Genomic DNA, 13078 nt, shown 5'->3' on the forward strand with positions numbered 1-13078 from the left:
CCACTTCGCCGACGATCGGCAGGTTGAGTGCCCGCTCGGCCCGGACACGCGGCGCGCCACTCGAGCGGCGCACTGGCCTGTGCTCACCTGAGACACCGGCACCGTAGGGGTGCTTGACTGACACCCATGCGGCACAACGCGCAGCGGCCGCCGTCGGTCGTGGAGCGGGTGTTGGACGTGCTGGGCGCGTTCACGTCCGAGCGACCGGTGTTGACGCTGTCCGAGCTGAGCCGGCGGGCCGGGCTGCCGTTGTCGACGACGCACCGGCTGGCGGGTGAGCTCGTGCGGCGCGGGGCGTTGCAGCGCGACGAGCAGGGGCAGTTCCGCGTGGGCCTGTGGCTGTGGGAGGTGGCGTCGCTCGCGCCGCACGGGGCGCAGCTGCGGGAGAGCGCGATGCCGTTCCTCGAGGACCTCTACGAGGCCACGCACCAGAACGTGCAGCTGGCCGTGCTCGACGGGGCCGAGGTCGTGTACCTCGAACGGCTCTCCGGGCGCCGCGCGGTGAACGTGATTTCGCGGGTGGGCGGGCGGCTGCCGTTGCACGCGACGGGCGTCGGGCTCGTGCTGCTCGCGCACGCGCCGGCCGAGGTGCAGGAGCAGGTGCTCGCGCTGCCGCTCAAGCGCTACACCGGCAAGACGATCCGCTCGGCCGAGCAGCTGCGGCGGGTGCTGGCCGACGTCCGCCGCAACGGCTACGCGGTGAGCGACGGCCAGATCGAGCTGCCCGCCCTCTCCGTCGCGGCGGCGGTGCGCGGCGCGTCGGACACGGTCGTCGCGTCGATTTCCGTGGTCGTGCCGGCCGAGGGGACGGACCCGTTGACGCTGGTCCCGGCCGTGCGGGCGGCGGCGCGCGGTATTTCACGCACGCTCGGCGCCACGCTGCGGCTTTCCGAAGACGCGCACCGCGAGACCCACTGAAACCTTCCACTCAGTGGAAGACGGGCTGCGGTCAACGGCCGCGAACCAGCACGCTGAGGGCCATCCCGACGACGTGAGGAGGCCCGGTGATCACCCTCGACGACGATCCGTTCGCCGACGAAGTCCTGGCCGACCCCGTGCCGCTGCACCGGCGGCTGCGCGACGCCGGTCCCGTCGTGCGCCTCGGCCGTTACGACGTGTGGGCGATGGCCCGCGTCGAGGAGGTCACGCAGGCGTTGACCGATCCGGAGACGTTCTGCTCGTCCGCCGGCGTCGGGCTCAGCGACTTCCGCAAGGAGACGCCGTGGCGCCCGCCGAGCCTGCTGCTCGAGGCCGACGCGCCGGAGCACGACCGGGCCCGCCGCACCGTGACGAGCGTGCTGACGCCGAAGGTCGTGAAGACCTACCGGGACACCTTCGCGCGAGAAGCGGAGAAGCTCGTCGCTTCGCTGGTGGAGCGCGGCGAGTTCGACGCCGTCCCCGACTTCGCGGAGGCTTTCCCGCTGAAGGTCTTCCCCGACGCCGTCGGTCTGCCCGCCGAGGGCCGTGAGCACCTGCTGCCGTACGGCGCCATGGTGTTCAACGGCTTCGGCCCCCGAAACCACCTGGTCACCGAGGCCATGGAGCGCGGCGCCGTGGCCCGCGAGTGGATCGCCGAGCACTGCCGCGCTGAGAATCTGGCGCCGGGCGGGCTCGGGGCGCGGATCCACGAAGCCGCTGCCGACTACCCGGCCGAGGAACGCGCCCTGCTCGTGCGCTCCTTCCTGAGCGCCGGCGTCGACACGACCGTCCACGCGCTGGGCAACGCCGTGTTGTGCTTCGCGTCCTACCCCGACCAGTGGGCCGCGCTGCGTGAGAAGCCGGAACGCTCGCGCGCGGCGTTCGAAGAGGTCGTGCGGTTCACGTCGCCCGTGCAGACGTTCTTCCGCACCACCACGCGTGACGTCGAGATCGGCGGCCAGCGGATCCCGGCGGGGGAGAAGGTGCTGCTCTTCCTGGCCGCCGCCAACCGCGACCCGCGGCGCCGGCCCGACGCGGACACGTTCGACATCACGCGCCGCGCGGCCGGGCACGTCGGGTTCGGCTCGGGTGTCCACGCGTGCGTCGGCCAGATGTTCGCGCGGCTCGAAGGGGAGGTGCTGCTCGCGGAGCTGGCCCGGCGCGTCACGACGATCGAGCTCACCGGCGAGCCGCGGCCCCAGCTGTCCAACACCCTGCGTGGCCTCGCCTCGCTGCCGGTCCGGGTTCGGTGAGCGGGATGCCGAAGGTCGCCTACATGCGGCCCGACGGGACCTCCCGCACCGTCGACGCCACGGTCGGTCGCTCGCTGATGCAGGTGGCGCTCGACCACGGCGTGGACGGGATCGTGGCCGAGTGCGGCGGTAACGCCATGTGTGCGACCTGTCACGTCTACGTCGACCCGGCGCGTCTCGACGATCTTGGGCCCTTGTGCTCAGATGAAGAGGAGATGTTGGACTGCACGGCCAGCCCGAGGGCGGCCACCAGCAGGCTGTCCTGCCAGCTTCCGGTGACCGAGGACCTCGACGGTCTGGTCCTGCGTTTGCCGGAGGAGCAGTTATGACCACAGGATCCTCGCCCGAGACCGTGCTCGTCGCCGGCGGCGGCCAGAGCGGCTTCCAGGCCGCGGCTTCGTTGCGGGACAAGGGTTTCACCGGGCGGGTGGTCCTGGTCGGCGACGAGCCGGGCGTGCCGTACCAGCGGCCGCCGCTGTCGAAGGCCTACCTCAAGGGCACGGCGGGCGATGAACAGCTGCGGCTGCGGCCGGAGGACTTCTTCGCGGAGAAGGGCATCGAGCTGGTGCCGGGGCGGGTGGCTTCGGTGGACCGGGCGACTTCGCGGGTGATTCTGGAGTCGGGTGAGGAGCTTGCGTACGACCACCTCGTGCTGGCCACGGGTGCGCGGAACCGGGTGCTGCCGGTGCCCGGCGCGGAACTCGACGGCGTGCTGATGCTGCGGACGCGGGACGACGCGGACCGGCTGCGTTCGTCGTTGGAAAGTGCTTCGAACATCGTGGTCATCGGCGGCGGCTTCATCGGGCTGGAGTTCGCCTCGCACGCCGGGCGGCCCGTGACGGTCGTCGAGGCGCAGGACCGGCTGCTGGCGCGGGTGGCGTCGCCGGAGGTGTCGGCGTTTTTCAAGGAACTGCACGAAAAAGCCGGCCACACGGTGTTGCTCGGAACGGGCGTTACGGCTCTGCACGGCGACGGGCACGTCTCGTCGGTCGAGCTGGCCGACGGCTCGCGCCTGCCCGCCGACCTGGTCGTGGTCGCGGTCGGGGTGGTGCCGGAGACGACGCTCGCTTCGGAGGCCGGGCTGGCCGTGACCAACGGTGTGGTCGTCGACGAGCACCTGCGCACCGAGGACCCGAAGATCTTCGCGATCGGCGACTGCGCCAACTTCCCGTGCGTCCACGCGGGCGCGGCGACGCGGCTGGAGTCGGTGCAGAACGCCGTCGACCAGGCCCGCTGCGTCGCCGCGGCGATCACCGGCGACGCCGCGCCGTACGACAGCCTGCCGTGGTTCTGGACCGACCAGACGGGCGCGAAGCTGCAGATCGTCGGCATTCTGGCCAATGCCGACCAGACCGTGGTGACGGGCGACCGGGCCGAGGGGCGGTTCTCGGTGCTGTCGTTCCGCGACGGGGTGCTGATCGCCGTCGAGTCCGTGAACCGCCCGCCCGACCACATCGCCGCGCGCCGGCTGTTCACGGCGGAGCTGCGTCCGTCGTACGCCGATCTCGAAGCCAGCTCGTTCGATTTGAAAGCCCATGTGAAGTCGCGTTCCGCGGCTTGACGTTCGTTCGTTCGTTCGGAGGTACCCCCGTTGCGCACCCAGGTCGCTGTGATCGGCGCCGGCCCGGCCGGTCTGCTGCTTTCGTACCTGCTCCACTCCGAGGGCGTGGAAGCCGTCGTGCTGGAGGCGCGCGATCGCGAGTACGTGCGCCAACGCGTGCGCGCGGGGGTCTGCGAACAACCGACGGTCGAGCTGCTCACGGAGATCGGCCTCGGCGACCGGCTGGCGCGGGAAGGCTTGCCGCACGAGGGTTTCTCGCTCCGGTTCGACGGCCAGGACCACCGCATCGCGCTGACCGAGCTCACCGGGCGATCGATCACGGTGTACGGGCAGCAGGAGATCGTGAAGGACCTCGTGGACGCGCACGAACGTCAGGGATTGCCGTTGGAGTTCGAGGTTTCGGACGTGGCTGTGTCTGATGTGGACACTTCGCGTCCGGTGGTCCGGTATGTGGACGCGGCTGGTGTTGCGCAGGTTCTGGAATGTGACGCCGTTGTCGGCTGCGACGGTTTCCACGGGGTGTCTCGTCCGTCCATTCCGGACGGTGTGTTGCAGTTCTTCGAGCGGGAGTACCCCTTCGCGTGGCTGGGTGTCCTGGCGCAGACGCCGCCTTCGCACGAGGAGCTGATCTACACGCACCACCCGCGTGGGTTCGCCTTGCACAGCATGCGCTCGCCGGAAATCACGCGCCTCTACCTGCAGGTCGACCCCGCCGAGGACCTCGCGGCCTGGTCCGACGACCGCATCTGGTCCGAGCTGTCCCTGCGCCTGGCGGTCGACGGCGAGTTCACCCTGCGCGAAGGCCCGATCCTCGACAAGGGCATCACGCCCATGCGCAGCTTCGTCGCCGAACCCATGCGCCACGGCCGGTTGTTCCTCGCCGGCGACGCCGCCCACATCGTCCCGCCGACCGGGGCGAAGGGCATGAACCTGGCCGTCGCGGACGTCCGCGTCCTCTCGCGCGCCTTGGTCGCCCTGCTCAAGGGCGACCCCGCCCTGGCCGACGCCTACTCCGACACCTGCCTCCGCCGCGTCTGGCGCGCCGAACACTTCTCCTGGTTCATGACGACCATGCTCCACACCGACCCGGGCGCCGACGCGTTCGCCCGCCGGTTGCAGCTCTCGCAACTCCGCTACACCGCCTCGTCGCGCGCCGCAGCGACCAGCGTGGCGGAGAACTACGTGGGGTTGCCGTTCGGGGGTTGAGGTTTTCCGGTCTCGCTTGGGCTCGTGAGTGGACCACTGGCGCCGCTGCGGCGCCAGTGGTCCTTTCGTGCCGTGGGCCGGCCGCGGCGGGACCGTTCGCGCGCGCCGGTGAGTGTGTGAACGGAGCGTTCGCGCGGCTATGGCGGGGCGGGTGGACCGCTTGCGCGCTGGTGAGTGAGCGAGTGGACCGCTCGCCCTGTGCGGGAGCCGCGACCGGACCGTTTGCCTGGCCGCGATGTCGCGAGGGGACCGCTCGCGCTGCGCCACGACGGCGCGAGTGGGCCTTTCGTGCCGGGCCGGTCGTTTGCGCGCCGGTGAGTGTGTGAACGGTCCCTTCGCACGGCTATGACAGGGCGGGTGGACCGCTTGCGCGCTGGTGAGTGAGCGAGTTGGCCGCTCGCCCTGTGCCGGAACCGCGACCGGACCGTTCGCCTGGCCGCGATGTCGCGAGGGGACCGCTCGAGCTGTGCCGCGCGACGGGACCGTTCGCCCGGCCGCGATGTCGCGAGTGGACCTCTCGCGGGGTGGTGTGGGGTGCGAATGGACCTTTCGGGCCGTGATGTGGGTGCGAGTGGACCTGTCGTGCTGCGGGGCGGTCGCGGCGGGACCGTTCGCGTACCGGTGGGTGTGCGAGTGGACCTGTCGTGTGGTGGGGCGGTCGCGAAGTGACCCTTCGCGTGCCGGTGAATGGTGCGAGGGGACCGTTCGGACTGAGCCCCGGCATGCGAGCGGACCGCGGACGCCGCGACCGGCGGCCGCACCCGTCGCCAAGTGGGCTTGACTCTGACACCGTGTGAGACCCGAACGTAGGTGGTGTCATGTTCAGCATCGGAGAGTTCGCCAAGGTCGGCCGCGTGTCCGTGCGGATGTTGCGGCACTACGACGCGCTCGGGCTGCTGAGGCCGGCGCGGGTGGATCCGCACAGTGGGTATCGCTACTACGCGGCGGACCAGCTCGCGCGGCTGAACCGCATCCTGGCGTTGAGCGATCTCGGGATCGGGCTCAAGCAGGTCGCCGAGGTGCTCGACGAGCGGCCCAGCGCGGAGCAGCTGCGCGGGATGCTCAGGTTGCGCCGTGGGGAGCTGGCGGAGCGGGTTGCGGCGGAGACGGCGCGGCTGGCGCGCGTGGAGGCGAGGCTCCGGTTGATCGAAGTGGAGGACACCATGTCCGAAGTGGACGTTGTGGTGAAGCCGGTCGAGGGTGCTCGTGTGGTGGCCGTCGGGGGGATTGCCGAGTCGTTCGAGTACGACGACATCGGGCCTGTCGTCGGCGGGCTGTGCGCGAGTCTCGCCGAGCGGATGGAGCGCGCGGGCCTGAAGTTCGCCGGGCCGGCCATCGCTTGGTACGAGCCGGCCGACGATCGGGTGCACGTGCAGGCCTGCGCGCCCTACGTCGGGTCGCCGGAGGGCGCCGCGCTGGACGAGGTGGAGCTGCCGGCCCTCGCCCACGCCGCGACGCTCGTCCACCGCGGCACGATGGCCACCATCGCCGAGTCGTACCAGGCCCTCGCGCGCTGGATCGACGACAACGGCTACCGCGCCGAACCGGGCCACGCCCGCGAGGTCTACCTGCACACCGACGGCGACGAGACGGGCTGGGTGACCGAGCTGCAGATCCCGGTCTCGGCCGCCTGACGAACGCGGCTGGGCCGGCACGTCCGGCGCGGCCCGCGCGGCCGAATCGCCGCGGTTGAGGCCGGTGATCCGGCCGTGCCGAGGGCGACTGGCAGGGCCGACGCAGCCTGGACGGTGAGCGATCCGGCCGTGCCGAAGTCGCCGACCTGCCGGGCCCTCGCGTCCCGGCAACCACCGGCCAGGTGCAGTCTCCTGCCGATCCAGGCCGTGATCCGCCCAACCTCGCCCAGCCGACAAGTCGACCCCATCCCCAAACCCATCCCCAAACCCATCCCCAAACCCATCGTCAACCCAAGGTTGACGACACCGAATCGTCAACCTACAGTTGACGACATGACCTACCCAGTGAAGCTCGACGACCTCATCAGCGCCATCAAGGCGAACAACGACAAGGACGCCCTCGCGCAGCTGTCCGACGCGGTCTACCTGGGCGAGCACCTCGGGGAGCTCGCCGATCACCTCATCGGGCACTTCGTGGACCAGGCGAGGCGCAGTGGCGCGTCGTGGACGGAAATCGGGACGAGCATGGGCGTGTCGAAGCAGGCGGCCCAGAAGAGGTTCGTGCCGAAGGTCGACCCGGGGGGTGATCCGGGCGGGATGATCGAGCGGCTCTACGGCCGCTACACCGATCGCGCGCGGCACGTCGTCGTGGCGGCGCAGCAGGCGGCGAAGGACGCGAAGAGCCCGGGCATCGACACCGTGCACCTGGTGCTCGGGCTGCTCACCGAACCGGCCGCCCTGGCCGCCGGGATCCTGGTGTTCCAGGGCGCCAGCCTGCACGCCGTGAAGGAAGCGGCGGAGGCGCGGTTGCCCGAGCCCGTCGACCCCGTGCCGGACCCGATGCCGTTCACCGCGGCGGGTAAGAAGACGCTCGAGCTGACCCTGCGCGAAGGCCTGCGCCTTGGCCACAACTACATCGGCACCGAGCACATCCTGCTGGCGATCCTGGAGCAGGGCGAAGGTGCCGGCTACGAGGTGCTCGCCGGGCTGGGCATCAAGAAGGAGGCGGCGGAGGCGAAGATCCGCGAAGCCCTGGCCGAGATCCTGGCGGCGCGAGGGCAGTGAGGTACGTGGTGCCGGCAGTCGTCGTCGCTTTGCTTCTGGTGGCGGCGACCGCCTGACCCCTAGGCTGGCCGGCATGGCCGACCGGTTCATGGAGGAGTTCCGCCGGGCGTTCGAAGACGCCCAGGGCGACGGCCCTCCCGCCATCCAGAGCTTTGAAATCGTCGAAGACAACGACGAGACCCTCGCCGCCGAAGCCGGCCGCCTGCTGGAGCCGATCGTGCAGCAGCTCGCGCTGCTCGGTCCCCAAGGCTGGGAGTGGTTCTCCGCCGAGTTCTCCTTCACCGTCTCCGCGGAAATCGCACTCCTGCGGTTCTTCGCCGGCAACCAGCACCAGGACGTCTACGTCCCCGAGCCCATCACCGCGATGCTGCGCAACCAGCGCCACGTCGCCGCGCAGATGTCCGCCGGCCCGTGGTGGCGGCTGATCCTGAGCGTGCTCAACAGCGGCCAGCTCAGCGTCAACTACGACTACGGCGACGAACCCTTCCCGCCCCACCAGCTCCTGCCGCCGCAGCACTACCGCGACGACCTCAACACCTACCGCCGGCCGCAGATCCCGCCTTGGCTCGCCGAGTACACGCGATGAAAAAGGGACCCCCACCAACCCGGGTGGGGGTCCCTTCACCAAACGATCAAGCACCGACCTCGTCACGGGAATCCGTGGCCCACAGGGTGTGGAACGAACCCTCGCGGTCGACGCGCCGGTACGTGTGCGCACCGAAGAAGTCACGCTGACCCTGCACCAACGCGGCCGGCAGCCGGTCGGCGCGCAGGCCGTCGTAGTACGCCAGCGCGGTGGAGAAGCCCGGCGTCGGGATGCCCAGCCGCACCGCCGTGGAGATGACCGAACGCCACGAGTCCTGCGCGTCCTCGACGGCCTTGCGGAACGCGCCCGCGGTCAGCAGCGTCGGGAGAGCCGGGTCCTCGGCGTAGGCCGCGGTGATGTCGTTCAGGAACTTCGCGCGGATGATGCAGCCCCCGCGCCAGATCGACGCGACGGCGCCCAGGTCGATGTCCCAGCCGTACTCCGTGGCGCCGGCCTGGATCTGGTTGAAGCCCTGCGCGTACGCGACGACCTTCGACGCGTACAGCGCCTGCTCGACGTCGTCGGCGAAGGTCTCCAGCGCGGCACCCTTCAGCGGCGTCCGCGCCGGCCCCGCCAGCCCGCGGGCGGCCGCGCGAAGCGGCTTCGAGCCCGAAAGCGAACGCGCGAACACGGCCTCGGCGATGCCACTGATCGGCACGCCCAGGTCGAGCCCGATCTGCACGGTCCAGCGGCCCGTGCCCTTCTGCTCCGCCGCGTCCTCGACGATGTCGACGAACGGCTTGCCCGAACCGTCGACGTGCTTGAGCACCTCGGCGGTGATCTCGATCAGGTACGACTCGAGCCGGCCGGTGTTCCACGTCGAGAACACGTCGGCGGCCTCCGCGGGCGAGTAGCCGGCGGCGCCGCGCAGCAGGTCGAACGACTCCGCGATCAGCTGCATGTCGGCGTACTCGATGCCGTTGTGGACCATCTTCACGAAGTGGCCCGCGCCGTCCGCGCCGATGTGCGTGCAGCACGGCGCGCCGTCGACCTTGGCCGAGATGTCCTCGAACAGCGGGCCGAGCGACTCGTACGACTCCTTCGACCCGCCCGGCATGATGCTGGGGCCGTTGAGCGCGCCCTCTTCACCACCGGACACGCCCGTGCCGACGAAGTGCAGCCCACGCTCGCGCAGCGCGGCCTCGCGCCGGCGGGTGTCCGCGAAGTGCGCGTTGCCGGCGTCGACGATCACGTCACCCGGCTCCAGTAGCGGCGCGAACTCCTCGATCACGGCGTCGGTGGGCCCACCGGCCTGCACCATGATCACGATCTGCCGCGGCCGCTCCAGCGCGTCGACGAACTCCTGCGCGGAGTACGCCGGGATGAAGTCGCCCTCGTCGCCGAACTGCTCGACGAGCGTGCGCGTCCGCGCCTCGGAGCGGTTGTGCAGGGCGACCGTGTGCCCGTGCCGGGCCAGGTTCCGCGCCAGGTTGCGGCCCATGACCGCCAGGCCGGTGACCCCGATGCTCGCCTTCTTGCTCATCCGAACCCTTTCCGAAGTCTCTGCCGGAGTCCGAGCGTAGTCCGGTTCGCGCTCACGCGAACCTGCGAGAACACTCACGGGGGTCCGGGGGAATGAATCACGGGCGGCCCGGTGACCGGGACCACTTCTGTCGTGTGCCGGGCCTCAGGAGAAACAGCGGATGGGCGCGCCGTTGTACGCGACCATGTCGGTGATCGCCGCGACGAGGTCGATCGGCGCGCCCCACTCGGCGCCGTCCAGTTCGGCATACGCGCGGTGCAGGTTGCCGGCCAGCCGTTCCTGTTCGGACAAGTCCGAAAAGGTCCCGAGGTCGGTCTCTTTCGCCAGCTGCAGCGGCGAAAGCCCCGCCGCCTTGCCGCGTTCGGCCGTGTCCTGGACGAACTTCAGGTACGCGTCGACGACGTCCACCGTCTCCAGTCCACACGGGCCGCCGTGGCCGGGCAGGATCAGCGCGGGCTCCAGCTCGCGGATCACGTCGAGGGCGGCACGCCAGCCGGCGACCGAGCCCATCAGCGCGAACGGGCTGCCGCCGTTGAAAACCAGGTCACCCGCGAACAGCACGCGCTGCTCGGGCAGCCAGGCGAGCACGTCGTTGGTGGTGTGGGCGGCGTGGCCGGGGTGCCGGAGCTCGATCGCGGTGTCGCCCGCGTGGACGGTGAGCCGGTCGTCGAACACGACCTCGGGCGCGCGCAGCTCCAGGTGGCCCCAGTCGTTGCCGACGAGCACACCGTCGTAGGTCTCGATGCCGGCGGCGAGCATCGCGTCGCGCGTCTTGCGCTGGCCGATGATCGTCGCGCCGCCGACGAGGTAGTTGCCGTTGGTGTGGTCGGAGTGGTGGTGGGTGTTCACGAGCGTGGTGACCGGTCCCGTCGTGTCCTCCACGGCGGCCAGCAGGGCGCGCGTGCGCCGCTCGGTGGCGCACGTGTCGATGAGCACGGTGTGGTCACCCGCGGACACGAAGCCGCAGTTGTTGATGAACCAGGAACCGTCGGGCTGCACGTAGCCGAAGACGCCGTCTGCGAGGCGCTCGACCTTCGCGGCGCCGGGGGAGCGATCGATCACGTCCGCCACTATGCCGCAGAACCGAACGGCGCAGAACCGGCCCCGGTAGTCCGGATGGAGCAGCGACGATGTCCGAAAGGCGCTATATGGCCTGGTCCAGGCGAGTGACACCCGGGGTGACTGGCTTTTCGGATCATTTCCTGGAACGCTGCGCGGTGTCATCATCGAACCCCGTTGGGTAAAGGCACTAACCTGGGTGGTTCGAACGTTCGCGCGTCGGCAGTGGTCGAGAGACCGCTCCGGCGGTTAGTGGTCCGGGAGAGCAAGGCTGATGGCGAGCACCGTCACCTCGCGCCGGAAGCAGCTCGGCAACGAGCTCCGGCATGCTCGAAACGCCGCGCGGATGACACAGCAGCAGGTCGCCGAAGTTCTCGGCTGCACCCAGGGCAAGGTCAACAAGATCGAGTCCGGAGCAGTGGGGGTCAAGCTCGGAGATGTGCGATCGATGCTGAACGCGTTCGGGATCAACGGCGAAGAAGCCGACACCCTGATGAACCTGGCCCGCGCCGCCGCCGGGCAGCGCGGTCACTGGTCGGGCTACCGCTCGGTGGTGCCGCACTGGTTCCGCACCTTCACCGACCTGGAGCCGGCCGCGGCGGAGATCCTCACCTGGCACGGTGAGCGCATCCCGGGCCCGCTGCAGTCCGAGCACTACATGCTCAAGCAGTTCACCGAGGCGGGCGCGACCGACGTCACGTCGCTCGTGCGCAACCGGCTCGACCGCAAGGCCGTGTTCGACCAGCAGCAGCCGCCGTACTACCGGTTCATCGTGAGCGAGGGCGCGCTGCGCCGCGCTCCCGGCGGGACGGCGCCGGCCGTGATGCTGGACCAGGTCGAGCACATGCTGGCGCTCGACCGCTACCCCCGCGTGTACGTGCACGTGCTGCCTTTCGGCGCGAAGCTCGCCGCGGTGCCCAACGACTTCACGATCATGCGCTTCCCCGACCGCACGCGGGACTTCGTCTACATCGAACACTCCGCGGGCGGCCTCTACCTCGACGACGTCAAGGACTTCAACATCTTCGTCGACTCGTGGGACCGGCTGCGCGGTGCGGCACTGGAGCGCGGCGAGACGCGCCAGTTCCTCAAGGAGCTCGCCGAGGGCTACCGGGCGCAGATGTCGCAGTGATTTCCAGCAGTGGCACGGTTTCTTCCGCGCCGGGCTGGCCGTTGATCTCCTCCTGCACGCGCTGAGCCGCCTCGCGCCACCGCGGTTCGGTGAGCAGCCGCGCGGCCGCGTCGTGGATTTCGTCCGGTGTCGCGGTTTCCGGGTCCAGCGCGATGCCGGTGCCGAGCCGGGTGGTCTGGCGGGCGTTGCCGGGCTGATCGGCGCCCATGGCGAACACGAGCGACGGCAGGCCGTGCGCCAGCGCGCCCAGCAGGCTGCCCGATCCGCCGTGCGACACCACCAGGTCGATCGACGGCAGCAGCTCGGCCTGGGGCACGAACCGTTCCACGCGGACGTGCGCGGGTTGCGGCTCGAAGACGGCCGGGTCGAGCTGGGTGCCGACAGTGGTGGTCACGTCCGCGGTCAGCCGCGCGAGCCCTGCCAGCGTGCGTTCGAAGAGGTCGCCGGACGCGGTGTTGAAGTCCGTGCCGAGGGTGAAGTACACGCCGGGCGGCTCGTGCGGTGGCTGCGGCGGGATCGGGTCGCCCTGGCGGAAGGAGAACGCACCGGGCGGCAACGGCGAGGCCGGGTCACGGACTGACGGCGGGAACGGCGAGAGCACGAGCTGCCCCTCCAGCATCGTCAGCTGGGGGTCCGTCGGCAGGCCGTGCTCGGCGCGCAGCTCGTGCAGCGGTTCGGCCACGAGCTCCTTGCGCAGCAACGTTCCCGCGGCCAGCACGAGAGCGTTCACGCACGGCACGCCCAGCTGTTCGGCGGCGATCGCGGCGCCGAAGTCGACCTCGTCGCGGATCACGACGTCGGGCCGCCAGTCGCGGATGATCTCCAGCAGCTTCCCCGCACGTTCGCGGCCGGCACGGCGCGCGAAGAGCTCCTGGATCTCCCAGTCGTCACGCGCCGGGTCGACCGGCGGCAGCGGCTCGCGCGTCGACGCGGTCTGAGCGCGCGGTGCGCTCGTGGCCAGGGCTGTGAACCCCGCGCGCTCGATCGGCGGCACGTGACTGCCCGCCCCGGCCACGGCGACGGTGTGCCCCCGCGCCGCGGCGGCCCGCGCGACGGGTGCCATCGGATCGAAGTGGCCCCGGCCGCCGACGAAGGTGAAGAGGAAGCGCATTCCCGGCAAAGTAGTGGTTGACGACGGGGCCGGTCTCTCCGTTCTCCTGGGCTTTCGCCGCCGGGCCCCC

General features: G+C 70.6%; 12 protein-coding genes. 9 read left to right on the forward strand and 3 right to left on the reverse strand.

Annotated elements, in window-relative coordinates; all coding sequences use genetic code 11:
• Positions 1-126: 126 nt before the first annotated feature.
• From ACFY1H_RS11010 to ACFY1H_RS11045, 8 genes are all read left to right on the forward strand, one after another.
• The gene (locus tag ACFY1H_RS11010; RefSeq protein ID WP_366577676.1) at positions 127-918 is read left to right on the forward strand and encodes an IclR family transcriptional regulator; all 792 of its coding nucleotides are present in this window, start codon (positions 127-129) and stop codon (positions 916-918) included.
• Between the two features lie 86 nt (positions 919-1004).
• Entirely contained in the window at positions 1005-2171 is a 1167-nt protein-coding gene (locus ACFY1H_RS11015; RefSeq protein WP_386946128.1) for a cytochrome P450, read from the forward strand.
• Between the two features lie 5 nt (positions 2172-2176).
• Positions 2177-2500: a 2Fe-2S iron-sulfur cluster-binding protein gene (locus tag ACFY1H_RS11020; protein ID WP_386946130.1), complete on the forward strand. Its 324-nt coding sequence runs from the start codon at positions 2177-2179 to the stop codon at positions 2498-2500.
• Complete coding sequence (locus tag ACFY1H_RS11025; RefSeq protein WP_386946132.1) at positions 2497-3732, forward strand: NAD(P)/FAD-dependent oxidoreductase; 1236 nt, start codon at positions 2497-2499, stop codon at positions 3730-3732. Before ACFY1H_RS11020 ends, ACFY1H_RS11025 begins: the two co-directional genes overlap by 4 nt.
• A gap of 30 nt (positions 3733-3762) precedes the next feature.
• On the forward strand, positions 3763-4938 hold the full coding sequence (locus ACFY1H_RS11030) for a 4-hydroxybenzoate 3-monooxygenase (protein WP_366577684.1): 1176 nt from the start codon (positions 3763-3765) through the stop codon (positions 4936-4938).
• Between the two features lie 818 nt (positions 4939-5756).
• Complete coding sequence (locus ACFY1H_RS11035; protein ID WP_366577685.1) at positions 5757-6572, forward strand: MerR family transcriptional regulator; 816 nt, start codon at positions 5757-5759, stop codon at positions 6570-6572.
• 333 nt (positions 6573-6905) lie between these two features.
• Positions 6906-7637, forward strand: a complete 732-nt coding sequence (locus ACFY1H_RS11040; protein WP_386946134.1) for a Clp protease N-terminal domain-containing protein — start codon at positions 6906-6908, stop codon at positions 7635-7637.
• 73 nt (positions 7638-7710) lie between these two features.
• Positions 7711-8223, forward strand: a complete 513-nt coding sequence (locus ACFY1H_RS11045; RefSeq protein ID WP_366577689.1) for a hypothetical protein — start codon at positions 7711-7713, stop codon at positions 8221-8223.
• Positions 8224-8269: 46 nt separating this feature from the next.
• On the opposite strand, the gene gndA is transcribed toward ACFY1H_RS11045, so the two are convergent.
• Positions 8270-9706, reverse strand: coding sequence for an NADP-dependent phosphogluconate dehydrogenase (gene gndA, locus ACFY1H_RS11050; protein WP_366577691.1), 1437 nt, complete (start codon positions 9704-9706; stop codon positions 8270-8272).
• Positions 9707-9850: 144 nt separating this feature from the next.
• A complete protein-coding gene (locus ACFY1H_RS11055) occupies positions 9851-10768 on the reverse strand; it encodes an MBL fold metallo-hydrolase (RefSeq protein WP_366577693.1) in 918 nt (305 codons plus the stop codon).
• Positions 10769-11039: 271 nt separating this feature from the next.
• On the opposite strand from ACFY1H_RS11055, the gene ACFY1H_RS11060 reads away from it, so the two are divergent.
• Positions 11040-11897, forward strand: a complete 858-nt coding sequence (locus tag ACFY1H_RS11060; protein ID WP_364044700.1) for a helix-turn-helix transcriptional regulator — start codon at positions 11040-11042, stop codon at positions 11895-11897.
• Here the strand turns inward: ACFY1H_RS11060 and ACFY1H_RS11065 are convergent.
• Positions 11854-13008: a glycosyltransferase gene (locus tag ACFY1H_RS11065; RefSeq protein ID WP_386946137.1), complete on the reverse strand. Its 1155-nt coding sequence runs from the start codon at positions 13006-13008 to the stop codon at positions 11854-11856. The two genes, ACFY1H_RS11060 and ACFY1H_RS11065, sit on opposite strands and share 44 nt — an antisense overlap.
• Positions 13009-13078: the final 70 nt, after the last annotated feature.

Origin of the sequence: Amycolatopsis sp. NPDC001319, assembly GCF_042896185.1 — a bacterium.
In the GTDB taxonomy this organism is placed as follows: Bacteria; Actinomycetota; Actinomycetes; order Mycobacteriales; family Pseudonocardiaceae; genus Amycolatopsis.